Annotated in this window: 19 protein-coding genes; 12 read left to right on the forward strand and 7 right to left on the reverse strand. The window is 58.9% G+C overall.

The window, feature by feature from the left end; translation table 11 throughout:
* Positions 1-76: 76 nt before the first annotated feature.
* The 7 genes from IPH10_09775 to IPH10_09805 all read right to left on the reverse strand — a co-directional run bounded on the left by IPH10_09775 (position 77) and on the right by IPH10_09805 (position 9,739).
* Positions 77-619: an ankyrin repeat domain-containing protein gene (locus IPH10_09775; GenBank protein ID MBK6911201.1), complete on the reverse strand. Its 543-nt coding sequence runs from the start codon at positions 617-619 to the stop codon at positions 77-79.
* Positions 619-1,341, reverse strand: coding sequence for a DNA alkylation repair protein (locus IPH10_09780; protein ID MBK6911202.1), 723 nt, complete (start codon positions 1,339-1,341; stop codon positions 619-621). The genes IPH10_09775 and IPH10_09780 overlap by 1 nt, the downstream gene beginning before the upstream one ends.
* A complete protein-coding gene (locus tag IPH10_09785; protein ID MBK6911203.1) occupies positions 1,338-2,813 on the reverse strand; it encodes a redoxin domain-containing protein in 1,476 nt (491 codons plus the stop codon). Before IPH10_09785 ends, IPH10_09780 begins: the two co-directional genes overlap by 4 nt.
* 6 nt (positions 2,814-2,819) lie before the next feature.
* Positions 2,820-3,617, reverse strand: coding sequence for a hypothetical protein (locus IPH10_09790; protein ID MBK6911204.1), 798 nt, complete (start codon positions 3,615-3,617; stop codon positions 2,820-2,822).
* A 2-nt stretch (positions 3,618-3,619) separates the two neighbouring features.
* On the reverse strand, positions 3,620-5,608 hold the full coding sequence (locus tag IPH10_09795) for a T9SS type A sorting domain-containing protein (GenBank protein ID MBK6911205.1): 1,989 nt from the start codon (positions 5,606-5,608) through the stop codon (positions 3,620-3,622).
* A gap of 88 nt (positions 5,609-5,696) precedes the next feature.
* Complete coding sequence (locus IPH10_09800) at positions 5,697-7,694, reverse strand: carboxypeptidase regulatory-like domain-containing protein (GenBank protein MBK6911206.1); 1,998 nt, start codon at positions 7,692-7,694, stop codon at positions 5,697-5,699.
* 32 nt (positions 7,695-7,726) lie between these two features.
* A complete protein-coding gene (locus IPH10_09805; GenBank protein MBK6911207.1) occupies positions 7,727-9,739 on the reverse strand; it encodes a carboxypeptidase regulatory-like domain-containing protein in 2,013 nt (670 codons plus the stop codon).
* A gap of 226 nt (positions 9,740-9,965) precedes the next feature.
* Here IPH10_09805 and IPH10_09810 point away from each other — a divergent pair, with 226 nt between their 5' ends.
* The 12 genes from IPH10_09810 to IPH10_09865 all read left to right on the forward strand — a co-directional run bounded on the left by IPH10_09810 (position 9,966) and on the right by IPH10_09865 (position 26,114).
* Positions 9,966-10,937, forward strand: coding sequence for a hypothetical protein (locus tag IPH10_09810; GenBank protein MBK6911208.1), 972 nt, complete (start codon positions 9,966-9,968; stop codon positions 10,935-10,937).
* Complete coding sequence (locus IPH10_09815) at positions 10,910-14,533, forward strand: right-handed parallel beta-helix repeat-containing protein (GenBank protein MBK6911209.1); 3,624 nt, start codon at positions 10,910-10,912, stop codon at positions 14,531-14,533. Before IPH10_09810 ends, IPH10_09815 begins: the two co-directional genes overlap by 28 nt.
* Positions 14,534-14,543: 10 nt before the next feature.
* Positions 14,544-15,848, forward strand: coding sequence for a dicarboxylate/amino acid:cation symporter (locus IPH10_09820; protein MBK6911210.1), 1,305 nt, complete (start codon positions 14,544-14,546; stop codon positions 15,846-15,848).
* A 218-nt stretch (positions 15,849-16,066) separates the two neighbouring features.
* Positions 16,067-19,294: a hypothetical protein gene (locus tag IPH10_09825; GenBank protein ID MBK6911211.1), complete on the forward strand. Its 3,228-nt coding sequence runs from the start codon at positions 16,067-16,069 to the stop codon at positions 19,292-19,294.
* Between the two features lie 248 nt (positions 19,295-19,542).
* On the forward strand, positions 19,543-21,081 hold the full coding sequence (locus tag IPH10_09830; protein ID MBK6911212.1) for an aldehyde dehydrogenase family protein: 1,539 nt from the start codon (positions 19,543-19,545) through the stop codon (positions 21,079-21,081).
* 100 nt (positions 21,082-21,181) lie between these two features.
* The gene (locus IPH10_09835; protein ID MBK6911213.1) at positions 21,182-21,928 is read left to right on the forward strand and encodes an SIMPL domain-containing protein; all 747 of its coding nucleotides are present in this window, start codon (positions 21,182-21,184) and stop codon (positions 21,926-21,928) included.
* Positions 21,929-21,977: 49 nt separating this feature from the next.
* Positions 21,978-22,547, forward strand: a complete 570-nt coding sequence (locus IPH10_09840; GenBank protein ID MBK6911214.1) for a DUF4256 domain-containing protein — start codon at positions 21,978-21,980, stop codon at positions 22,545-22,547.
* Positions 22,548-22,553: 6 nt separating this feature from the next.
* Positions 22,554-23,018 carry a DinB family protein gene (locus tag IPH10_09845; protein ID MBK6911215.1) on the forward strand — a complete coding sequence of 155 codons (465 nt, stop codon included), beginning with the start codon at positions 22,554-22,556 and terminating at the stop codon, positions 23,016-23,018.
* Positions 23,015-23,488 carry a hypothetical protein gene (locus IPH10_09850; GenBank protein MBK6911216.1) on the forward strand — a complete coding sequence of 158 codons (474 nt, stop codon included), beginning with the start codon at positions 23,015-23,017 and terminating at the stop codon, positions 23,486-23,488. Before IPH10_09845 ends, IPH10_09850 begins: the two co-directional genes overlap by 4 nt.
* 44 nt (positions 23,489-23,532) lie before the next feature.
* Positions 23,533-23,955, forward strand: coding sequence for a DUF937 domain-containing protein (locus tag IPH10_09855; GenBank protein ID MBK6911217.1), 423 nt, complete (start codon positions 23,533-23,535; stop codon positions 23,953-23,955).
* Positions 23,956-23,962: 7 nt separating this feature from the next.
* Positions 23,963-24,712, forward strand: coding sequence for a class I SAM-dependent methyltransferase (locus tag IPH10_09860; GenBank protein MBK6911218.1), 750 nt, complete (start codon positions 23,963-23,965; stop codon positions 24,710-24,712).
* 52 nt (positions 24,713-24,764) lie between these two features.
* Positions 24,765-26,114: a hypothetical protein gene (locus IPH10_09865; GenBank protein MBK6911219.1), complete on the forward strand. Its 1,350-nt coding sequence runs from the start codon at positions 24,765-24,767 to the stop codon at positions 26,112-26,114.

Raw genomic sequence — 26,114 nt, forward strand, 5'->3', positions numbered from 1 at the left:
CAGAACAGATGCTGCCGTCACATACAGGCGCAGTCCCGCCGGGAGCCGAACTCCCGGCGACCAATTGAAGCGGATGTTACTCTCTGGCGCCGCGGGCTTTTAAGAATTGGATGAACTCGTTATTTTTGCGCCATTGCGCAACGCGGAGCGGCGTCCATTTGTTTTCGTTCATGAAATTGATGTCTGCTCCGGCGGCGATCAGCGCGGTGGCGGAGGCGATGTTGTTTTTCAGCGCGCTGAGGTGGAGCGGGCTCATGAGATTGTTATCGAGCGCGTAGATCGTTGCGCCGTGATCAATCAGAGCTTTGACGGTCACACTGTCGCCGCCCATGGCGGCATTGTGCAGGGGAGTGAAGCCATCGTCATTGACGGCATTGACGTCCGAACCACGGGCGAGCAGGAGCTGGACGACGTCGTTTTTGCCGGCCTGACAAGCCATGTGCAGGGCGGTGTAGCCGAAGTCTCCGATATCATTGACGTGCGAACCATTATCGAGGAACCACTTTACGGCGGCCAGATCGCCTTCTTCGGCGGCTTTGTTAATGGTAGGTTGGGCGGGCTGCTCGGCCCAGGCAGCGCCGCACAGGCATAAGAGCGCGAATAGTGAGAATCGGTACATCATTGTCTCGGAGTGTTGGCTTTCGTATTCCTAAGAGTCGGCGATTTACGCCCAGTATCCAGTTTCGTGCGAACTTCGCGAATTACTACAGGTTTGAGCACGCTTGAGTTGTCGTGCAAGAATCTCTCCACTTTGGCTCGTTCGGCGGTGATTGCCGAGCGCAAGGCCCAGGAGACAGCCTTGTAGATCATGGGATCGTGGTCAGCGGCGAGAAATTCCAGCCGTTGGAAGAGTGCGGCCGAAAAGTGACCATCGCGGGCGGGCCGGACCAGGATCACCAGCGCGGCCCGGCGTTTCCAGAGGTTCTTTGAACGCGCCCAATTGTCGGTCTTGTCCAGCAATTCGGGCCAGCGCAGGAGAAATTCGCTCAGGAGGTCGCAGCAGAGGTTGTCTACCAGCGCCCATCCTTCGCAGTCGTCGAGCCACATACTGAAGAGTTGCCACTGGCTCTTCTCGAACTGTTTGCGTTTGCGCACGGCCATGTCGGTGGCCAACGTCTTGGCTTCGACGACAGGCAGCGAGCGCAGTGTGTCCAAGGCGGTTGCCCAATCGTCCGGTAGCTCGGGCAGGAGTTGTTTGCCGACTTGCTCGATGTCTTTCTGATAGAGATCAAGCAGTTCGTACGATTCACTACCCAAATAGCCCTCGGGCGAATCTCGGCGCGTCGTGACGGCGCGCAACATTGTCAGCGCGGTGCGCGCGAACCGGTCGGCGGCGGTCACTTCAGGAGTTCGGTCACTTGCGCCGCGAGAATCTGCGCGATTTGCGGATTGTAACCGACGTGGCGATGGGCGATCTTGCCGTCCTTGTCAATGACGAACATCGTGGGAATACCGCGCACGGCATATTCACCGGCGGTCTCGTCCTTGCCGAAGAGAATCGGGAAGGTATACCCGGCATTCTGGATAAACGACGCGACCTTGTCCGTGCCGTTGCGTTCCCAGACGTTAATGCCGTAGACTTCGACGCCGTCGGGGCGATTTTTGTAATACTGTTCGATCAGGGGCATGGTCATTTTGCAGGGTCCGCACCAAGTGGCCCAGAAGTCAATGACGACGACTTTGCCACGCAACTCGGAGAGTTTGACCGTGCCGCCGCTGAGTTTTTCGAGCGTAAAATCGGGGGCGGGCTGATCGGAGCGATTTTCGACCAATTGCTTTTTCTCTTCGGCGGGCAGCTCACGGCGGGTGGCCTGCGCCATTTCGACCAGTTCTTTCTTCTTGCTCGTCTCGACTGCCACCAGGAGTTCGCTCCAGCGCGCGTCATCGCGCACGGGGATGAGGTCTTCGTCTTCGGTGTACTGCTCGGTATCGTTGAGACCCAGTTCGGCAGCCGGGAAGAGGTGCGCGTAGGACGAATCCTTCTGTCCGGTCAACGCGTAGCCACAGGCCAGATTGTAGTGGTTTACGGCATCGGGTTGTTTGGCGACGGCTTTGCGCATTGCGGCAATGTAGCCATTCCAATCATTCAGCTCGCGACAGACGCGGGCGCGCACATCAAGCGCCAGCACGTCGTCGGTGTTCTTGTCAAGAAAACCGTCCAGAATGCTTAGGTGCTTTTTGAAGTCACCGGGGAAGAGCATGAGTCGCCGCTGTACAGGGTCAAAGTCGTGCGGCGATTGCTTGGCCATTTCGACGAAGAGCTGATCGGCTGGCGCGGTTTTGCCGCTGCGGGCCCACAATTCACCCAGAAGCGTGGGCGCATAGGGGCGCGAGTTGTCGAGGGCAATCGCGCGCAGGAGGGCAGCTTCGGCCTTGGCAAAATCGGGATCATCTTCAGCGGGATAGGCGGTTGCCTGCAACAGGTGACCCCAGTAGCTTTGGGGATCAGCGCTGAAGATTTTGGCGACATACGCTTGCTTGTCCGCGAGCGCGGGCGAGTACCGTCCGGCGATATAGAGATCTATTTCCGAGCGTGGATTGGCCTTGGCGCGGTCGGCATAGTAGTTGACGACGGCAGCGGGATCATCCAGCGCGAGCAGGTCAGCGGCGCGCAATTGTACACCGGCGTCAATCGGGTGATTTTGCTGAAATGCCCTGGCGACGGACACGCGTGCTAAGAAGGTCGTAGTCGTGTCGAGCGCCGCGGTGAATTGGGTCTCGGCGCTGGAGGGCTTATAGGGCGAGAGTTGAACTTCGGCGGCGACAAGGGACACCGCGCCGAGCAGTACGAACAGGAATGAAAGTCGTGTCACGACGGATTACTCGTTGGTCTCGTTACGGTGAAATAGCGCGCTGTCCGCTTTGCCGGTGCCGATTTCGGCCACCGTGAGCAGTTCGCGCAGGATTTTGGTTTCGCCGGGCGGCCCGATCTGTTCGCGGACCAGCCCGACGCCAGCGGCGAACCAACGCACCGTCTGCCAATTGGCGACGGCGCGCTCTTCGACATATTGCTGTTCGTCAATCGCGTTGCGTTGGTAGCGGGCTTCGATGGAATCGGCCACGGCGTCGAGCGGCGTCGTGACGATTTTCAAGCAATCGCTGAAGCGGCCCGCGGGCACGGTGACGCCTTCGAAACCCGCGACGATGGTTTCGGTGCCAGCCTGATCATCCAGCCACGTGCTGTCCACGTCCGCGCCTTGATCGAGCCAGACGGCGGTAAACGCACCGACGCCGGAGCGGTCGTCGAGCGAGGTGAACGAAAGCTGGGTGGTGGCCCGCACGATCTTCCCGTCTGATTCGAATTCAATGGCGCCGTAGGGGCTCTCTTCTTCGCGAATCCCGAAGATTTTCCACTGGCGTCCGCCGAGGTAGTGCAGCGTGAGCGAATACTCGAGCTGTTCGCCGGCCTCAGTTTCGCGATAGAGCAGTTTGCGGCCCTCCAGCAAGGGCATATATTCGGTACCGCCGCGATAGACGGTCCGTTCAGGCGGGTCAAAGCAGCCAACGGCCACCAGTGCGACCAGCGAGATGAGGGCAGCTTTGCGAGCGGATGTTCCGCAAATTCGGCCGGTCCGTAGAGCCCAAACGGACGAAGGCGCACACAGGAGATATGACAAAATTACTTCAGCAGGACAATTTTCTGAGTGGCAACGGACGCACCGGCGGTCAAGCGCAGGAGATACATACCCGTAGCCAGATCGGGCGCGGCGACAGTCAGTTGGTGCGGACCGGCCGCAAAATGATCGTTGGTCAGCACGCTGACTTCGCGGCCAGTGATGTCATAGAGTACGGCTTTGACCACGGCAGGCTGCGGCAGGTCGAAGCGTACTCGCGTGCTGGCATTGAACGGATTCGGATAGGCCGGATGCAGCGCGAACGCGGTTACGGGTCCGGGCCGTTCCGGTGAGTCAAGCGCCAGGACAAACACGCCGACTTCGGTTTGTGTATCGGGACAGCTATTGGTGTGAATGCGAATAACTCCGGCGAGATCCGCATCCGGGAATTCGGGATTGGCGAGCACCGACACAATGATCTCGGCGCTGCCATTGACGGCAATCTCACCAATTGCCGGCGATACTTGCAGCCAATCGTAGGTCGGCAGCAGCTCGACTGCTGTGGCCGTGAACGACAGCACGCCTGTCCCGCTATTCAGGACGGTGAGTGTGTCCCGCTCCCACATGCCGTAAGTAGCAACCATATTCACGCTCGACACGGGGTTGTGGAACTCCGGGACTCCGAGCGTGAAGTTCACTACGTTTTCCTCGCCCTCGACAAGCTGGACTTGCTGTTCGCGTGTTGTCACACAGGGGCTTGACAGGCGCAGGGTTCCGGTTGCGAGCGAGGCGGCGACGGTAAAGACACCGTGCTCATCAGTGTAAGCGAAGTCAGCGGACTCGAGCAATTCGACGCGGACACCGGCCAGCGGCGCATTGGTTTCTGCGGCGCTCACGGTGCCCGTAATCGTCGTGCTGGGACCAAAGCGCATCAGGAGTCCGTACGAGCTGAAATCCTCGTCCGTGACGCGGCCGAAGGCCACGGCGCCGCGCGGCCCGGCATTGTTCACGGAAATGATCCGACAGATGTTACAGTCGTACTCATTGTCCAGACTGGCAACGCCCTGACCGTTGACGGTGTTAATCTGGATTTGATCCCATCCGAAATCGGCGAAGATGGCGCCCGCGAGCAACGCTCCGCCGTCGATAAGGCAGCGAATCCCCGTGACGGCGCTGGTAATCTCCTCAAGCCCCGTAAGCGTCCAGCGCAAGTCCCCGTTGGAGGCCAGACCCACGGCCCACGGGTAGCTGAGCCAGAACATGAAGCCGCGGTAGCCGCCGACAACGATGTTCTCTTCATTGTCAATATCGAGGCAAGACGCCTGAAGCCCCAAACCTGATTCGTCCACGTAGGTGCGCGTCCAGATGGGTTCACCCAACGGGTTCGTGCGCTGGGCGAAAGCTTGCAGCGTCCCGACGCCGTTAAAGAATGAACCGCCGATCAGCAGGTCGCCGTTACCGAACTCGGATATGGCGTACCCGTAGGACTCGGTCTGGGCGGGCAAGGTCAACGTTCGAGTATAGAGCGTGTCCGCGTTTGCCGTCAGCCGTATCAAGAAGGCCTGCGACGGGTTACTGGCATAAAATGTCGAGGTGATGAGGGCCGCGCCACCATCGCTGAGGGCGACCAGATCAGCATCCTGATTGTTGACAAAGAACGGATACTGCCGCTCACTAATCAACCCGCCGATCTCATTCATGCAGCGCACGAGCAGATAGGCGGCGGAATCGTTGTTAGACCAGAATACGCCCGCGAGCATGATGTTGCCATCGCGGAGCTGCTCCATGCACAGGATGGTGAAGTATGAGGGTGCCACGGTGATGCTATTGGACCAAACGAGGTCACCAGTCAGATCGTAGCGCCAGAAATCCACTTCGCCGCTGCCGTCACCCACGGCCGCAGCCATCGTCTGGCCGTCATTGAGCAACGTTGCGGCTTCGACGGCGTAGCTGTTGACACTAAGGTCAAGGCGGCGCGTCCAGAGCGTGTCGAGTTCCGCTTGCGCGGCGGACACCATCAACAAAACGAGAGCAAACCAGCCAAATGCCTTCATGGGGGGTCTCCTTAGTCACGGATGTAGAGCAATGAAGTAGCACATTTGGTCCGGGAGGACCCATCCCGGGCCGAAGCGAGCGAACGGTTTATTTCACAAAGAGCAGTTTTTGGACTGCGACATCCTCCAGGACACGCGCCCGAAGGAAATACAATCCGGCACCGAAATCGGCCAAATTAATGGAAATATTGTGATTACCGGCTGGGAGCCGGTCATTGAGCAGCGACAGGACCTGCTGCCCGTTCAAGTTAAACACTTCCAGACTGACCGGGGTTTCCTGCGGCAATTCGAGGGTGACGCGTGTGGAGCCGTTGAACGGGTTGGGGAAGGCGGGTGAAAGTCGGAATGCTGTTGGCAGGCCAGCGGTTTCGGGTGCGTCGAGGACGGTGACCAGAATGGGCAATTCGAGCAGGGTGTCCGGGCAGGCATTGCTTCTAAGCGTCAGCTCGCCAATGAACTCAAAGACGCCGTTATCAGTGGTATCGGCGTTGACAACGATTTCGATGAAGGCCGTTTCGCCGGGGAGGAGCGTCCCGGCCGTGGGGTTCACGGCGATCCAACTGCCTTCCGGGGCCACCGCATCCGCTTCGACCGTGTAGGACATCGTTCCGGTTCCGGCATTCTCAAAGAAAATTTCGCCGCCGCCGGTAATCCGGTTCTGGGCGATTATATTGACGCTGGACGGGCGCATGCCGTAGACGGGCTCGCCCACTGAGAAGTTGACCTCGGTGAGATCATTGTCCTGGACGAGGATACCGAAGGCCGTATCGGCTTCGGTGCAATAACCGGTGACCATGACATCATGCATTCCGGCGGCCAAATCGAGACGGAATTCGCCCTGTTCGTCGGTCCATGCGAAGCGTTGTTCGCCGACGACGCGCACTTGCGCCCCACTCACAGGATCCCCGGTTGATTGGCCGACAACGGTACCGCGAATGCCAGCCGGCGGTGCAATGCGCAGAAGGTAGCCGCGCACATCCGCCGTGTCGCCCTCCATCGCCATGGCTCCCACGGCAATCGCCGCTCCGTCAGGCAAGGGTATGACATTGTAGAAGCCGGCCTCGCTCGATTCGGCCCCGTAGCGCCAGACCCAGATGGTCTGATTATTGTCATTGACGGCGCGCATGAGGAACGTGGTGACGGTCGGATCGTCGCCCGAGCGTCCGACGAACAGCATGCCGCCGAACCAAGGCAGAGCGGCCCGGAATTGGTCGGTGAACCCGGTTGACGAGTACGTGCGGTTGACCGGCGTTCCCGACACGGGCAAGATGGTTACGTAACCATATCCACCTGAGTTTGGACCGCCGCGGCCGATGAGCCAAGTGGCGCCATCGGGTGCGCGGTTAACGTTGTAGCAGTAGTCGTTTTCAGCCGTGCCAAACTGCACAGGCGAGCCGACCGGGGTGCCATCGAGGTTGATCAACTGCGTCCATTGATCGTAGTCCGTAAATTGCGACTCGCGGGTGATACCGACGAGGCGGAGTTGATCGGACGGGAGCTGAATCAGCGAATTGCCAATGTCTGTACCACCGTCACCATAGAACTGACTCCAAAGTGAGTCACCGTTGCGGTCACAAACGACCAGCCACGCGTCGGAGCGCTGTTCGCCGTTAGGCAGGCCGTATCCGACTGCAGCCAATCGGCCGTCCGCCAAGATGATAAGATCGCGGCCTTTGCAGAGTCCGCTGCTGGGAGCGTAGCTGCGCTGCCAGAATAGATCGCCGGATTCCACAGAGAAGGCCATGAGGTCAATCGAATGGCCGTTGCCGCTCCAGCCACAGGCCACCACGGTATCACCGCCGAGATGGACGATGCCTTCGAGAGCCTCGTCGTTCTCGGTCGCGAGATAGGGTCGGGCGTAGAGGGAGTCACCGGACGTCGTGTAAGCCGTCAGCAGATAGTCAAAATTGGCTGCCTGTCCGGTACCGTATTGACTGTAGCCGCAGGCCACGATGACGGTGTCGTCAACCAGAACGGCGTCGTACAGGAAAGCGCGGTCGCCGAGCTTCAGGCCACGGGACCAGGTGGTATCGGGCTGGGCCAAGGCCAGCAGGGGCAACAGCAACAAAAGCAGCAGTGCAGGCATCGTCGGACCTTCGAAGTTGCGTGAGTACGGTTTTAGCGGAGATAGAGGAGGCGCTGGGACTCGCTGCGGGTGCGGTCTTCGAGCCGCACGAAGTAGAGGCCTGAGGCCAATCCGTTGGGTGCGAAATCCAACGAGTGTTCCCCGGCGGACAGGCGAACACGGTCGAGCAGCGTGGCGACGGTGCGCCCTGTAACATCGTAGATGCGCAGGGACACATCGCTCTCATGGTCAAGACCGAACCGCAGGCGGGTCGCGCTATTGAACGGATTGGGAAAGGCAGGATAAAGGGCAAACTCGGACGGCAGGGCCGGGGCCTGATCGGCGTCGAGCACAACAGCCAGAACATCAAAGACACGCAGCGTTTCCGGACAGGAGTTCGCCAACAGCCGCACCTCGCCGAAGTAGTCATAGTTGCCATCGTCGGTTGTGTCGGCCGTGACGATAACTTGGGCGATCAGCGTGTCGCCGGGGACGATACGACCGGACGCCGGTTCGACGGACAGCCAGTTTCCAGCCGGGCGGATCGCCTGGGTCTCGAAACGATAGACCAAATCACCGCTTCCCGCATTGGCAACGACCAGCTCAGACGCGCCTTGTCCACGGTTGGGGGCGAGGACATTGATCGTGGTGTGGTTCACTGACGCGTGCGCTACGCCGACCGTGATGTCCGCCAGAGTATTTTCATTGGGCTGGACATCCACGTCGTTGAGGGTATCCCCGGTGAAGCAGGGTCCACCGCTGTAGATACGATAGTTGCCCTCGGGCAACGAGAGCGTGAATCGGCCAAGCGTGTCGGAGACGGAATATTGCGGGAGGCTCGATGCTTGGACGCGGACGCCGGGAATTGGTTCACCGGTAAGGCGATCGCGGACGAAGCCAGAGATTCCGGATGGCGGACCAACGCGCCACATGAGCGGGCGGTCGGCGGCGTTTACGTTGGCTCGACCGCAGGCTACAAAGCCGCCATCGGCAGTGCGGATCAAATCGTCAAAAGCCCGCCCTGTTTCGTTACCGAGCCAAGTCCAGGCCGTATCGCCGTTAGAGGTTACGGCGACCAGCCAGAGGCGGTAGGAGCTTTCGCTGGATCCGCCGACGTAACCGCCGAAGAGGGCTCCGCCCTCGAGATAGGTTGCGGCTCCGGTGAAGCGTTCGGTAATGAAGCTGTCGGAGAAGGCCTGATCCCAGAGCACGGCTCCGCCCGCGTTCATTCGTAGGGCCAGGGCGTCCTTATCGGAGGTCGTGACCCGTCGTTCGCCGACGATGAGGAGTTCACCAGTCACAGAATCCCGGGCGGCGCCATGCACCTGTTCCCAGCGTTCGGTGCCGACGGTATCGAGATGGAGCAATGCGCCGGTTTCGTCGAGCTCGATGCGGAGGAAGTCGAAGTTGTTATCGGACGCCGGCGGTACCCGGGTGCTGCCAATCAGATCGAGGGTGCCGTTGTCGCCGAGGAAGATGTGCGTGGGTAGGTCTTCGCCGGTGGTGCCGAAGGTGTTGGAGAAGAGGGAGTCACCGTTGGCATTGCAGCGGATGAGCCAGAAATCAGCGCCGCGCGCGGCCACGGGTTTGCGGCCCAAGAGCCAGAATCCGCCATCGGCGAGCGGCAGAATGGCATCGGCCTGGCAGGCACCCGGCGGATCGAATTCGCGGTACCATAGCTGTTGGCCATTGGTCGAGAAGCCCGCCACGAAGAGTGAGAAGGCCGATTGGCTGAAACCGCAAATGACGATGGTCCCGTCCACGAGCTGGACGACATCGAACGCGCGTTCGCTGGCATTGGAGTTGCCGATTGTCCGCGTCCAGAGGGTGTCACCGAGCGGATTAACGACCATGAGCAGGGCATTGTCCTGCCCGGCCTGGATGAAACCAGCGGCGGCATAGCCTCCGGTGCTAATTTCGGCGACCGAATAGACACGGGCAGCCGCCGTCAGCGTAAATTGCCGTGTCCAAAGGGTGTCAAACTGGGCGAACCCGTCTTGTGCCAGGAGGGCAAGCAGGAGGACAAGCAGTCCGGGAACATAGGTGTTGGGACGCAAAGGGTGCATGGACTTGCGGGGCTCGATGGGCGGACGGGATGAAGTGACTGCAAACAGTTAATATAGCATAGTTGCGGGGTCTCTTCAAGCAGAGCATGGGGTCCAGCAAACGTCGCGCGGTGCCTTGGGCAGGTTTCGGGCGCAATTGGGGAACGGGATGGAATGGCTTGATAATTGTTTTCGTTTAGTTTATATTTATCGGGTTGGAAGGCGCAACTTAAGCACAGGAGGCCCCATGCGGCAGTTAGCAACTTTGGCAGTACTGGTGATTCTGGGGGGGACGACCGCTCAGGCCTTCACGGTGTCGGGCAATGTGTCCGGCCGGGAGGGTTTTTCGCTGGTATTCATCTACACGATTCCGACGTCGTTGGACACGTTTTACGTGACCATCGCTAATCCGTTTAACGGCGACTACTCCCAAGGCGGTTTGCCTGAAGGCGGCTATATCTTGTTTGCGTTTCAGGATGGGAATGTGAACCTGCTTCCGGATTTGGATGAATCGCGAGGTTTTTATGGCGGTGACCTGCCCACAGTGCTTGATGTCACTTCAGACATGGGCGATATTGATATAGTGTTGACGCCGCCGAATACCGGTGGATTTTCGGGCACAGTGACCTATGAAGGTACGGAGACAGGCGCAACGTACGTAGTGGCCTCGCGCACGATTACGTTTGATGGCCTGCCCAGCGGCATCGGGATCCTGCTGAACAATACGGGCAACGGCGACTATACGGCATTCGTGGACAGTTTCGGGGTGTATTACGCTTACGCGTATATGGATTTGAATACGAATTTGGTCTACGACGAAGGCGAGCCGTATGATGTCTATGGAGACGATGCGGAGCCGGAAGCGATCTCGATAGTGCAAGGCGAGGCGTTTCCTGACGAGGTTAATTTTGAGTTAATCGCGCTCTCGGCAGTGCCGGAGGCACCGGCAGTCGCCCGGGAGTTTGGTTTGGGATTGGCCTATCCGAACCCGTTTAATGCGGCGACAACGATACCGTTTACGCTGGAGCGTCCGTTGGAAATCGAGCTTGTGGCCTACGACGTGCTGGGGCGTACGGCCCAGGTGCTGGCGCACGGCAGTTATGCGGCGGGCGAGCATCGGGTGACGTTTGGCGGTGGTGAATTAAGCAGCGGCCTCTACGTGATTGAAATGCGAGCGCAAGGTACGGCGGTATGCGCCCCGGTGGTGTTGCTCAAGTAATCGGCTTTGTGGCGGTGTTTTGGCTGGCGATCGGCGCGCAAGTGGCGGTCGTTCGAGCGGACGCTCTGTTTGTGCGCGGGGCTGTGTCGGGGGAGTGGAGCGCACCGACGGACACGGTGATTATAGATAGCTTTGCGTGGGTCCCGGCGGCAGAAACGCTCAGGATAGCGCCCGGAATGGTCGTGGCCTTCTCCGGGCGTTTTTCGTTGTTGGTCACCGGCACGCTGCTGGCTGAGGGCACGGCGACAGATTCGATTTATGTTCAGCGTACTCCGCTGCACGATCCGTTGGGGCATTTGGGTGTGCGATTCCGGCAGACGCAAACGGTATCGCGGTTGGCCCACGTGGTGATCGAGGACGGATTCGCGAATTTGGGCGGCGACGAGCGTTTCGGCGGCGCACTTGAAGTGTACTTTGCGGAGATTGTACTGGACTCGTGCTGGCTGCGGGAGAATCGCGCGCGCATAGACGGCGGCGCGATCTACGGCCGCGAGGCCGCGACGCTGACGATCCGCGATTGTATTTTCAGCGGGGACAGCACGCGATTCGGCGCAGGCGGCGCGATTCTTTCGCGTTCGAACGGAACGCTACGCCTTGAGCGCTGCGAGTTCTATGGCAATAAGGCGATCACCCACGGCGGCGCGCTCGCGATGGAGAGCGGCGTTCAGGTGGAACTCACAGACTGCCGTTTTCACAACAATCGGGCGCTGCAACGAGGCGGCGCTGTGCAACTGCGCGGCACTCCGGGGACGGGGTTCGCACGGGGCTGTGTATTTGATCAGAATGCGGCGGACATCGGCGGCGCGCTGTATCTTGAGAACACGCGCGCGACCCTTGAAGCCTGTTCGCTGCGCTGGAGCGGGGCACGGCTGGGCGGCGCGGTGGCGCTCCGCGGTTTGAACAATCAGGCGACGCTGCGGCGGCTGACGATCCACGACAATTTGGCCAGCGCGGAGGGCGGCGCTCTGCATATCGCCGATAACGCACGGTGTACGGTTGAGAATTCGGTGATCATGCGCAACGACGCGCTGCAAGGCGGCGGCGTCTACGTCGCGGCGGGCACGATAGCGACGTTGCGGTATTTGACGACGACCGACAATCACGCGACCGATGGGCGCGAGTTCTATTTCGGCGGCGGCGGCCTGCTGACCAGTTCGATCGTGTCCGGACTCGAGAGTCTGATCCATCTTGCGCCGGGTGCTTCTCCGCAACTTTTTCGATCTAATATTTACGCGTCTGTGGGCGATGAGTTGACCGGATTTGTCGTGCCGTGGCTACTGGACATGACGCGGGTCAATGTGGCGCTGGTGCCGTGTGACACGTTTCGCAACATATCGGCAGATCCACAGTTTGCGGACGCAGCGCTGGACGATTACCGGTTACTGGATGGAAGCCCGTGCCTCTTTGGAGCGGATACGAGCGGCGCGGTTCGGTTTGACTATAGCGGCGATTCGCGCCCGCAGCCAAGCGGAAGTTGGCCCGACATGGGCGCGTTTGAGAGTGCGGCGGCATTGCCGAGCGGTGAGTATTGCGGCTTTCAGAGCGGGGTGTGGTATCCGGGCGACTACGTCATCGGATGCACGTTGCGCGTGGCCGAGGTTGATACCCTGCTGATCATGGCGGGAACGCGGGTGATGTTTGCACCGGGGGCCAGCCTGCACGTTGACGGCACGCTGCTGGCCTTGGGGACAGATCTCGACTCGATTGTGTTCGACCGCTATTTTGAATTGCCGGGCTCGACTTGGAACGGTATCGTGCTCGGCGCGACGTCACGGACTCGATTCGAGTACACGGCGGTGCGGCGCGTGATCGGCGTTCCGGCCATTGAGCTGCGCGGAACGTCGGTGGAATTGCGGCATTGTTCGATCACCGACAATGACAACAGGCACGGTGATGGGGGCGGGCTTTACGCGCCAGGAGCTGCCCACGCGCTGTTGCAGTCGTGCGCGTTCACGGACAATATTGCCGGAGGCGGCGGCGCGGTGAGCATGACGCTGGGCAGTTTGACCACGGAGAGCAGCCTGTTTCGCGGGAATGAGGCCGCGCTCGATGTGTTCGGTGATCAGGCACACGGCGGCGCGATTGCCGCGCAGAGTATCACCGTGCGCGATAGCCGTTTTGCCGACTGCCGCGGCTTCCTGGGCGGCGCGGTTGCGGCCGATTCGGCGGTGATTTACGATAGCGAATTTGAAGGGTGTTGGGCGGCGCGCGGCGGCGCGTTGGCGGTGCGGCGGCAACTCAACTTGGATAATGTAACCTTTCGCGGGAATGAAGCGCGGCTTGACGGTGGAGCGCTGGCGCTGGCGGCGATTACGGTTGATCATAGCAGTCAGTACTTTGCAAATCATGCGGCGCAAGGCGGCGCGATCAGCTTGAGCGACTCGGCCGCTTATGTAGGGGATTCGGTGGTATGGCGCGGCAATATTGCGGAGCAGGGCGGCGCGGTTTACGCACGCACTGCGGCGACGAGCGAAGTCGTTGCTTCGGAATTGCACGGGAATCTTGCTGAGCTTGGCGGTGCGCTGTATTGTGATCGCGGCGTGACGCAATTCACTCTGTGTCTGTTCGACAGTAATACGGCAGACGCAGGCGGCGCCGTATACCTTGACAACGGCCTGCTGCGGTTGCAGCGCAGTACGTGCGTGAACCAGCAATCAGCGGCGGCGGGCAGCGTCGCGCACGCTCGGTTAGGCAGCACGCTGATCATGAACTCGACGATTCTGGCCGATAACGGAGCCGATCCGCTCAACGTGGTAGAGCACACGGACTATCAGCATATTCTGTGTGATGTACCGACATATTTCGGTGCGGCGACGCGCACGAATTTCAACGGGGACACATGCGATGCGGCGTTCAATCTGATTGCGGATCCCGAGTTTGTTGATGCGGGGGCGCGCGACTACCGGTTGACGACGGCGAGTCCGGCGATTCAGGCGGGCGATCCGCTGTGGCCGCCGGATGCCGACGGAACGCGCTCGGATATCGGATATTCCGCGGGTGTGCGGCCCTATGTGGTACCGACGCCGTTTAACGTGACGGCGCCTGAGCGGGGAGCGCATTTTGTCACGGATGATTCCATCCGGTTTGCGTGGAACGAATCTCGCGACGGCGATCCGGGCGACACGGTGAGCTACCGTTTGCATTTGACGGGTGAAGTGGATTCGGTGATTGCGACGGGCGGTGCTCGCTCTGTTGTTCTGACGCTTGACCGAGGCCAATACGAATGGTGGGTCGAGGCGCAGTCGCTGCGGCCGGAGACGGCGCAAGTTAGTTATGAGCGGCGCGGCTTGACGGTGGCGGATGCGGCACTTGGTGCGGGCGACGCGGAGCTGCCGGGTGAATTTGCGGTGACCATGGCCGGACCGAATCCGTTTAACAGCATGACGCGGCTTGACGTGGCCCTACCCCACCCTGCGCATGTGACACTTTTGATTTATGATGTGCTGGGGCGCACGGTCCAGACGATCGAGCGTGACTATACGGCGGGAGTGCATGGGCTGTCGCTTTCCGCACAGCAGCTCAGCACGGGATTTTACTGGGCGGAAGTGCGCGCGGGCGAGCAGATGCGGCGCGTAAAGCTTGCGGTGATACGCTGAAACGAGGACTATGAAACAGCCGACTCCTCTGCATACCAAGATTCTGGTCGGTCTCGTCGCGGGTCTGGTGTGCGGGCTCACGGCCAATTTTCTGTGGGCGGGTGCGCCGCTGCTCGACGGGGTGATCCGGTACGGTTTGGCGCCGTTGGGGCAGGTCTTTCTGCGCCTGATTTTCATGACGGTGATCCCGTTGATCTTTTGTGCGCTGGCGCTGGGCGTGGCGGAATTGGGCGATGCCAAGTCGTTGGGGCGCATCGGACTGCGGACATTCGCCTTCACGCTGGTGGCGACGTCCATTTCGGTGTTGCTGGGTATTACAGCGACGAATTGGATTAAGCCCGGCGCGGGACTTGATCCGGAGGCGCGTGCATCGCTCATGCAGACGATGACGGGCAAGACGGTGACGACGGCCGTTGAGAACGCGGGCAAGAGCAAGGATTGGGTGCAGACGCTGCTGGATATTATCCCCAAGAATCCATTTGCCGATGCGGCGCTGGCCTTTGAAGAGGGTTATCGCGGCGGTGGAATCATGGCGCTGATGTTTTTTGCGCTGTTCGTCGGCGTGGCCCTGGCATTGGGACGCAATGACCGCACGCAGAAGTTTGAAGAATGGCTGGCGGGGCTATACGACGTCGTGATGAAAATGATCGGCATGGGGATGAAACTCGCGCCGTACGGCGTGGCGGCGCTGGTATTCAGCGTGACCGCGAAGCTGGGCGTGGACGTCGCCTTTGTGTTGGGGAAATTCGTACTGGTGGTGCTGGGTGTGCTGGCGCTGCAATTTTTCGGGGTTTACGGATTCATCTTGCGTTTCGTGGTGGGTGTTAATCCGTGGAAGTTTTTCCACCGCATTCGCGATGTGATATTGACGGCGTTTTCGACAAGTTCGTCAAACGTGACGCTGCCGACGTCGCTGGCCGCAGCGGAAACGGAATTGAAGCTGCCGCCGAAAATATCCCGGTTTGTGTTGACGCTCGGCGCGACGGCGAATCAGAACGGCACGGCGCTTTATGAAGGTATCGTGGTGCTATTCCTCGCGCAATTTTTCGGTGTGGAGCTGTCCATAGGCCAGCAGGCGATGGTGGTTTTCGCTGCGGTCGTTGCGGGCATTGGGACGGCGGGCGTGCCGGGCGGATCGCTACCGGTGATTGTGCTGATCTTGCAGTCGGTAGGCGTGCCGGGTGAAGGCATCGGCATCATCGTCGGCGTGGACCGCATTCTCGACATGTCGCGGACAGTGGTGAACGTGACGGGGGACATTACCTGTGCCGCATATGTTGCCAAGGCGGAAGGCGCCTGGAACGAGGAGATTTAGTTCACCCCGAAATAGGTGGGCTTAGTGAGGCGGTCGAAGTCGACCGCCTCTTCTTTTGACCGGCGGTCAGTTTTCAATTCTGCAAGTGCAACAAAACTCAACAGTTCTATTTGATATGGTTGATTTTGATAGCTTTGTCAAGATATCTGCAGCCCTTGACAGTCCTGATTCTGAGGTCTATCTTATTTTCACAAAGTTCACAAAGTGGGGAGATTGCCATGAGAATCGGATATGTTTTTGTGCTTATGTTGATGCTGTTCGGCGGGCTGGCCGTCGCGAGAGCAGATCAGGGGAGTGAAAATCAGCAGGCACATTTCAAGGCCCTCAGCGAAGAATTGGCGGGTACTTCCGATCCGGTCCGCCGGAACGAATTGAAGTTGCGGCTTGGCTCACTGTTGCCCACAGGCGAACGCCCTGTCGGGCCGGATCATTTGGATCAAGGTGGTGAAGGATGGTGGGACGCGACGGTTCTTCCGGGGGACCCGGCAGTGACGGTCAGCGGGACAACGGTTGGCTGGGGTAACGACTTCAGCGTTGCCGACGCGGAATTCCCGCCGAATCCCTGTTGGGAGGGCTATTTCGATCAGTTTCAAAGCTGCGCGGGACCTGATGTCGCCTATCGTTACACTGTACCGACCGACGGGCAGTATCGCATGAACTTGTGTAACGGCCCGCACTATGATTCTGGATTGCTGGTTTACAGCTTCACGGGCGGACCGCCGAATAACTTTACCGACCTGATTTGCGGTAACGACGACTATTGCACTTTGACTTCACAGTTGACGACACCGTTGTTGTTTGCCGGGCAGGAGTTGTTAGTTGTTGTTGATGGTTGGGGGGCCTCCGCAGGACCGTATCTGTTAGAGATCTCGCTTACGAATTTGACCCCGCCTCCGAACGACCTCTGTTTCGGGGCACAGTTTATCGAACCGTTTACGGCGGTAACGGGCACGACGATTGACGCAAGTCTCGACGATGTCGTCTCGTGCGGAACGAGTGTCAACACTCCCGGTGTTTGGTACGCAACGATTGGTTCGGGAAACACGATGACCGCCAGCACCTGTTTGGGCAGCGACTACGACACAAAGATCAGTGTCTATACGGGCGACTGCACGAATCCGATTTGCGTCGGCGGCAACGATGATGCTTGTGGATTAGGCAGCTCTGTGGCATGGTGTTCAGTTGCGGGCCAGGTTTACCATATTCTGGTCCATGGATTCGGCGGGCAGACGGGGAATTTCACGCTTGACTTGCAGGACAACGGCGTGGCCTGCACACCGACGCTCAAAGACGTCTATGAAGTCTACCAGAACTACCCGGCGCTGGTCGGTCAGACGATCACAATTGAGGGTGTGATCACGGATCCCGAGCAATCCCTGCTTGTGCATTCGAGTGCCGATTACTGGCTGAATCAGGCGCTTAGACCTTACAGCGCGATCAAGATCGTAGGTCCATCGTCGTGGGGCTATGTCCCGCCATTTTTGTGGGGTGAATATGGGATCGTCACCGGTGTGCTGCAGATAGATCCGGCACCTGAGAATCCGCTGGTGTTTCTGACACTGGAGATCAATGCGCCCGTACAAGCCGCGCCCGTACGCCCAAGTTTGCCGCAAGCTCAGGCCAATTGGCGACCCGCGAACTGGACACCGGACACCACGAATTGCGACAGTTGTCTGTTTGGTGTGCTAATTTCAGGCGGCATCGATTCTGCCAATAACCGCGCGGACTATTGGGAAGATTTGATCGACTATTACTGCTACAAGGCTTCGAGTGGCTACTGCCCGCGCAACATCAGGGTCTTCTATTTCAAAGGCGATGCTCGGGACAACCGATTGCCGGCATCGGCGATCCAGGCGGCAACGCTGGCCAATGTTCAGGCGGCAATCAATGCCATCAGCTCCAAGGTGAAGGCCTGCAAAGCGGCGGGCAAGTCGCCCAAAGTCGAGGTGATGACCACCAACCACGGCGAAGAGTTTGCCGGCGCAAATCTGCTTGGATCGGATATTCTGTACGCGACGGATTTCACAGCGATGATTCAGACGTTGATTGATTCGGGCGCAGCGGAAATTGAAGTGGAAATGGGGCAGTGTTACGGTGGAGAAATGGTCGAGGACCTTGAAAATGGGCTGGTTAAACGCGGCGCAAAAGTCACGGCGGCATCCGCGGCGCCGAATGATGCGCCTTCGTGGAGCAAGGCGGGTCCCGGCGGGTGGAATCGCTGGCTTAATCCGCTTGTGTGCGCACGAGTCAACGGCGCGTCGTTGCCTGAAGCGATTCGGCAGGCGAATGTTTCCTACGAAGATATGCTGGTTCGGATGCGTGACTATTTTGTGGCGATGGCGGCCTATTTCGACAGTCTGCGAACGCACGCGGATTCGCTGCGTGCGGACACGATGCGCACCTACGGTGGTTGGGCCGGGGATGGCATCGGGGGCGAAACGACATGGTATAACTTCTCGTTGCGTAAACGCTGTCAGGGTGACACGATTGCCGTCATGCCCGGCGGCAGGTTGGAGTTTACATTCGAAGGCCCAGCGACGGCTTGCGGCAATTGCGAGATCAAATGTAAGAATACCGCCGGGCAATGGGTGAGCTATCGCAATTGGAACTGGAACGTGCCTGGCTCGAAGGCGCATCAAGCTGGAAACGACGTCCGGACCTTGGATGCCGGTGCCGGTCATACGGGGTTGTATGTCATTCACAGCCGCAGTGACTCGTTTAACGTCGCCGTAAAAGCAGTCAGTCCCCCGCTTCCGCCATTATTGACCACGGACCCCTCAAATCCGGAGACCTTTGCGGGCTTCTCGGTCGGTTGGACATCGGGTAATGCTGATGAGTTCGGGGATATTGTGGCATTTTCCCACATGATTCCCGATGTGGACGACGATGGCTTCAATATGAGCACTTCGCCGCGCTGGCTGGGAAGTGGGGGCGTGGAGGAGCTTTCGATGATGTTTGACATTCCGGTGCAGAACTATTGGTGGACCAACATGAACCTGTATTTCAATGTGCTGCTCAGTTTTCCGGGCGGCGTGTTGGATTACGATTGTCCTGAATGTTCGGTGCCGAGCGGTCAGTTTACGCTGAGCGGCGGACAGGAAGAATTTATCATGAACGTTGGCGCGGTTCTGGGCACGGGACAAAAGGTGCTGACGTTACGCTCGGCGAGTCCGATTCTGTTGGATTGCTGGGGTTTGGAATCCGCACATTCGACGGGAATTCCGCCGGCCGTCACGGATTTGACGGTCTTGCGGGTTGGCAACGACGTCCGGCTGTTCTGGAACGATGTGCCGGTAGCGCTGAGTTACCTTGTGCAGAGTGCGCCGGGCGTGAACGGACCGTGGAGCGATCTGGGGATGGTGAATATGCCGGGCTTCGTACACGCGAATCAAGTGAATCAGGTCACGACTCAGGTGTATTACCAAGTGATTGCTGTTGGTCCGTAGCAAAGGGCGAAGACCCCTTAGGGCGGGCGAATCCGTGAGGGTTTGCCCGCCTTTGTTTTTGTGCGGCAACGTCTGCGCCTCGCTGGGGGGCAGGATTTTGGATTTAAATAATTATATACAATGGAGTAAGGTGCGGCTTGTTGGGTTGACTCTGCGGGGCGATTTTCGTAGTTTGTAATGCTATAGGTTTATTGGCCATTTGCGGGCGGCGGCGTCGCCTCCCTCAGTCATAGATCAGGAGTAACAACGTGGCAAAAGCACCGGCAGACAAGAAGAAAGCCGCCGCGAGCGGCAAGAGTACGACGACCGTTTACCAGAATTTTATCGCTGGACAGTGGTGTGATTCGGTTTCGAATGAGATTTTTGAGAATCGTAATCCGGCTCGTTGGTCGGATTTGATCGGTACGTTCCCGCACAGCAAGCCCGAAGATGTAGATCGCGCAGTGAAGTCGGCAACGAAGGCGTTCAAGACCTGGCGACTGGTGCCGGCGCCGCAGAAAGCCAAGCTGTTTTTCCGGTTGGTCGAGATTTTGAACGACCGCAAGGAGCGCTACGCCTTTGACATGACGCGCGAGATGGGCAAGCCGATTTTTGAGACGCGGGGGGACGTGCAGGAGGCGATTGACACCGCGATGTACGCGTGCGGCGAAGGCTACCGCATGTTCGGCAAGACGGTTCCGTCGGAACTCAACAACAAGTTCAACATGACGATCCGCATGCCGATCGGCGTGTGCGGTTTGATTTCGCCGTGGAATTTCCCGATGGCGATTCCGTCATGGAAGATCATCCCGGCGCTGATGTGCGGCAACACGGTGGTGTTCAAGCCCGCCGAGATTACACCGTTGTCGTCGCATAATTTGATCGAGGCGATTCTCGACGCGGGCTTCCCGCCGGAGATTATCAATCTTGTACACGGCTCGGGCAAGGAAGTGGGCACGCGGATCGTATCGCATCCTGATACGCAGGTGATTTCGTTCACGGGTTCGTCGGCGGTGGGCCGTGTGATTGGCCGCGAAGCGGCGAGTATGCTCAAGCGTGTCTCCATGGAGTTAGGCGGCAAGAACGCGCAGATCGTGATGGACGACGCGGACTTGGATCACGCGGTGGATTGCGCGATCTGGGGCGGTTTCGGCACGACCGGGCAGCGCTGCACGGCGACGTCGCGCGTGATTTGCGAAGAGGGTATTCACGACAAGTTCGTCGAGAAGTATATCAAGGCGGCCAAGAAGCTGAAGATCGGCTACGGCAATGATGAAGGCGTCACGATGGGACCGTGCGTGAGCGAGAGCCAGCGCAAGTCGGTCATGCAGTACGTCGAGATCGGCAAGAAGGAGGACGGCGCAACGCTGGCCTACGGCGGCAAGGCGCTGACGAAGGGCGAACATGCCGACGGCTGGTTCCACGAGCCGACGATCTTCACCGATGTCAAGCCGAAGATGCGGATTGCGCAGGAAGAGATTTTCGGGCCGGTGGTCTCAGTGCTGAAGGTGAAGAATTTCGACGAAGCGCTGAAGGTTTGCAACGACATCGAGTACGGTCTGTCGAGCGCGGTGTTCACGAAGGACGTCGATCGCGCGTTCCGGGCCTTCCGGGATATTGACTCGGGTATCACGTACATCAACGCGGCCACGATCGGCGCCGAAGCGCACATGCCGTTCGGCGGCATGAAGGCGACGGGCAACGGCCACCGCGAAGGCGGCTGGGAGGTCTACGAATTCTATTCAGAGACCAAGGCGTGCTACATCGACTACTCCGGGAAGCTGCAGCGCGCGCAGATAGACGATTAATTGGCGCTGACGCTGAATCCACTTGCCTCTCCGCGGCGCTAAATGGCGCCGCGGAGAGGAGAGATAAATCGTTCTTTTCAACCTTGACAGTGATACTAATATGGCAGAGACTCTTATGCACGAGAAGTTCCCACGTTATTTCTTAGCCGGGCTACTCATGATCGCATTAAGCCTCGTTGCCGTTGGAGCATTTACGGCGCAGGCAATTCGCGACGCAAAGAGGTCTAACGACATTGTTACCGTCACCGGATCGGCGCGCAAGACAGTCACATCTGATTACGCGACATGGGGCGTAAGTGTCTGGTGTTTGCATCCGACTGAGCCTCCCTACGACTGTGCGAAAAGACGTGGCGGACGTGTAGTCGAGTACCTCAAGAGTCACGGACTGCAAGAGTCAGAAATCAAACTGGCCGCAATCAAGGTGGATCAGAAGTTCACGCAAGATCGCATGAAGGGGTCAAGCGAGTTCATGGGGTATGGCTGCTCACAGCGAATCGAAGTGCAAACTGCCAAAGTTGAGATCCTTGACAAGTTAGTCCTCGATTTTGCGGAGCTGATTCCCGAGCTGATCGAAGTTAACACGGAGACTCCTCAGTACTTCTACACCAAGCTCGCGGACTTGCGCGTTTCGCTTTTGGGTGAAGCGACGCTTGACGCGAAAGCTCGTGCTGAGATGATTGCCGGGAGCGCGGGCGGCAAGATTCGCTCGTTGCGAAGCGCGAAGATGGGTGTGTTTCAGATTACCGCGCCCAATTCCCGAGATGTTCGCGACTATGGAACTTATGACACCTCGACGCTTGAAAAGGATGTGTCTGCGGTCGTGACCGCGAGCTTCTCAGTCGAGTGAGCAACTTACACCCCGCCAACTCGCTGTTCTGGAAAACCATTCTACTCAAATGCCCAAACCCAAAGCCTCCACCCTTTCCTCCAAGCAGCGCGACGAACTTTTGAAAGTTCTGGCTGCGCGGTTTGACAAGCACTTGAAGCGACACAGGGGATTGAAGTGGGCAGACGTGGAAACGAAATTGTTGGAGCACCCGGAAAAGTTGTGGTCGCTTGCCGAGATGGAAAGCAGCGGCGGCGAACCGGATGTGATCGGGTTAGATAAGAAGACGGCTGAGTTTGTGTTCGCGGATTGCGCCGCGGAGAGTCCGAAGGGCCGCCGGAGTTTGTGTTACGACCGGGATGCGTTGGACAAGCGGAAAGAGAACAAGCCCGCGGGCAATGCGGTCGAAGCGGCGGCGGCGATGGGAATTGAGCTTATGACTGAAGAGCAATACCGCGACCTGCAGAAGCTCGGCGAGTTTGATTTGAAGACTTCGAGTTGGCTTCTGACACCGCCGGAGATTCGTCGATTGGGCGGGGCGATATTCGGTGACCGCCGGTATGATACGGTTTTCATCTATCACAACGGCGCGGAGTCGTACTATGCGGCGCGCGGTTTTCGCGGGCTATTGAAGGTATAAGGGAATATGCTGGATTTCCACACAGCGCTGATCTCGTTCAACACCTGGGCCAACGGCAAGGTTGTTGAGTCGTTGAGATCGTGTCCGGCTTTGCCGGAGGCGGGCGTGCTGCGGCTTTCACATATTCTGGAGAACAACTGGTACGTATACGACATCATCTTTGAGCGCGACCTTTCCAAGTGGGATGACGACCGGAATTACACGATCGAAGAGTGTATCGCGGAGATTCCGAAGATAGAAGCGGCCTATCAGGAGCTGCTGCAGAGCCTGACGGAAGAGCAGTTGGCGCGTACAGTTCGGTTCAAGAATGTCGTTGGCGACATGGTCGAGCGGCGGATCGGGGATTTGATTTTCCATACGTTTGATCACTGCACCTATCATCGCGGACAAATTGCCATGATTGTGCGCGAGCACGGCGGCGAACCGGCCAAGACCTGGTACAACCGCTGGATCGCGGAGACGCAGGCGTGAGAGCGTATTTTCAGCGGCTGTATCATTTCGACCATTGGGCGACGGATCAAGTGTTGGCTTCATTGGAAACGTGCCCCGAGCCTCCTGTCAAAGCGGTTTCGCTGCTGAGTCATTACTTGCAGGAGCAGTGGTTTGCGCTGGACCTGCTTCACGGACGCGATGCGATGAAATGGCGCGGCGCGACGGAGTTTGCCTTGGCCGACTGCATAGTGCACAGCGCGAAACTGGACAGCGAGTGGCGCGACTATCTGGCCAACAAGACCGACGGGCATTTTGAGACGAGTTTTGAGTACACAAACTTCGTGGGCAAGCAGACGACGCGTGTCGTGAGCGATTTGCTGACGGACATCGTGGATCACGGAACGTATCACCGCGGCCAGATCGCGACACTGGTGCGCGCGGCGGGTGGTGAACCGGCCAAGACGTGGTTCACGCGCTGGGTAAAGGAAACCAATCGCGGCACGGCGTGAGTCGGTCGGCCGTTGCTTCGAGCACATAACCGGGAGGACAAGTCATGGATATGATGGAATTGCTGCGCGGCGCGCAGAGTATATTGGGTCAGCATTCGGGCGAAGTGAACGTCGGCAATCTGGCGGGCTCGGTCATGGGCATGCTGTCGAAGGACAATGGCGGCATCGGCGGATTGGTAGACCAATTTCAGAACAAGGGTTTGGGCGACGTGGCCAAATCGTGGATCAGCACGGGCAATAACCTGCCGGTGTCGGCCGAGCAGTTGACGCAGGTTTTCGGCGAGCAAAAGCTCGGCGCGATGGCAAATGAAGCCGGCATTGATCTGGCCAAGTTCATGCCATTGCTGACGGCGGCGCTGCCGATGATCGTGGACAAGCTCACGCCGGACGGCGAAGTAAACGACAAGAGCAACAGCATGCTGGAACAGGGTATGGGCCTGCTCAGCATGTTCATGAAGCGCAGCTAATAGTCTTATGATCAAAGAGTGGCTGGATTCGCGTTATCAGAAACCGGCGGACGGTGAATACCGGGCTCATTCGCCGATTTTCGGTCCGAAGGGCAATAGTGAGCGCGGCATCGTGGCGCGTTACATTCGCGCGGAGAATGTGCTGAAGGCGTGCCGCGATCTGGGCATCGGCAAGGGACAATCGCTGATTGACGTGGGCGCATCGGACGGCCACTTTGTGAGTCTGGCGCGCGAGCACCTGGGCTGTCAGGTGACGGCCACGGATATTTCAGCGGAAGCCTGCAAGCGCGTTGAGGAGATGTTCGGGATTCGCGCGGTGCCGTGTGACGCCACGGCGCTGCCGTTTTCCGATCAGGAGTTTGACGTGGTCGTATGCATGGAGACGCTCGAACACATCGAGCAGATCCACACTGCGATCGGCGAGCTGCTGCGCATTGGCAAGCGGGTGGTGATTACGGTGCCGAATGAATCGGTGCGCAAGACGACGCGCACGCATATCGGGATTCACCCGCACAAGCACATCTGGAACTTCAAGGCGCAGAGTTTTGATTTTTTGAAGACGATGGGCTATCAGGTTCGCGTCGTGCGGCATACCTCCACGGTTGGCCTGGTCGGCTATATGGTATTGGAGAAATTCGGTTTGTTGAATGAGACTACTGTAAAGATGTGTTTAGCGATTGACCGGATGATTCAGAGCATCCCGCCCTCGTGGGGCTGGATGTTTATCGTAACGAAACCCGGTTCGTCCGCAAAGTAATATTTGGGCGGACGGCGACCGGGCCATAATCAATCTATTATGGCGGATATCTATGCGCTCCTCTCTGACGAATCTGCTGCTGGGGCTGCTGTGGGTAGGGATTGCGGCCGCGCAGGAGACGGCGGTACCGCTGGACAGTTTGGGAAAGCTCTATGTAATTGATCAGGGTCTCGAACGCAAGTTAGGGTTATTCGACGACTACCCGGGCTTTGTTGAGGCGCGGCTGTATCAGGCAGCGGATAGCAGCTATGCACTCGAGATCATTCAGGAGGTTGAGTCGCAGCAGGTGCGGCGGCGTTTGCCGCGCACGCCGGAGGATGTGCAATCTCTGCGCGTGCGTGTCACACGAGCGGTGCTGCTGCGCTCGCCGCAAGCGATTTATGATCAGCGCGGCCGCGGGGCTTTTCTCGTGAATAGCGCGTTGCTGGCCGCGGGATTCTACGGCTGGGCGGTGCCGGTGGCCGCAGATGAACAGGACGGCGCACGCGCGGTCGGCGGCTATTTCTTTCTGACGGCGGCCGGAGTGCTGATCCCGTACTTCACCACGGAGCAGACCGACATTTCGCGCTCGCAGGCCATGATGGATTTTTATGGCGGGTCACGGGGCATTGCGCACGGAATCGCGCTCTACTACCTGACGGATCCGCAGACAGACAGTGAACGCGCGCCATACGGCTGGGCGGTTATCGGGAGCGTGACCGAACGACTGGCATTCGGGCAGTGGGCGCGCCACGTCAAAATGACGGAAGGTCACGCCGCGGTGATCGGCGTCGGTGGCGATGCGGGCACGGCTTTGAGCGCGATCCTGGCATCCGGTCACGACTTGTGGAACGAGGATTTTCAGTCGGCGGCGGGCGGCCTGGTGCTGGGCGGATCTATCGCCGGGATTGTCATCGGCGACCAGTTGGCCAAGGCGGGCGACTATTCGCGGGGTGATGCCTATGTGCTGCGCGGTCTCACTTGGCTTGGCGCAGGCGTGCCGGCGGCGTTGGGGGATGTCGTGGACGCGAGTGGGAAAGACGTGTCGAGCATGGCGACGCTGGGCGGTTTGGCGGCGTTGGGCGTCGGTCACCGACTGCTGCGCAACATCGAATTTACGAGTTCGCAAGGCCTGACGGTCTTGATGGTCGAGATTGCGGTCGCAACGATGGCCACGGCGGTGGTGGTCACGAGCGAAGAAGACAATTCGGCTCCGTATTCGGTCGCGGCGGCCTTGGGCGGCACGGCAGGATTCGCGCTGGGATTTTCCAATGCGCAGCGTTCCAGCCGCGAATTGCCCAGACACTCGCAAGTGGAATTTGATTTTAATCCCATGGCTTGGTGGACGCAGCATGGTTCGAGCGGGGACGCTCGGCACGATCATCAGATGCGGCAGGCGGTCGGCATAACTTACAGGTTTTAA

This window comes from bacterium (assembly GCA_016702305.1).
In the GTDB taxonomy this organism is placed as follows: Bacteria; Electryoneota; RPQS01; order RPQS01; family RPQS01; genus JABWCQ01.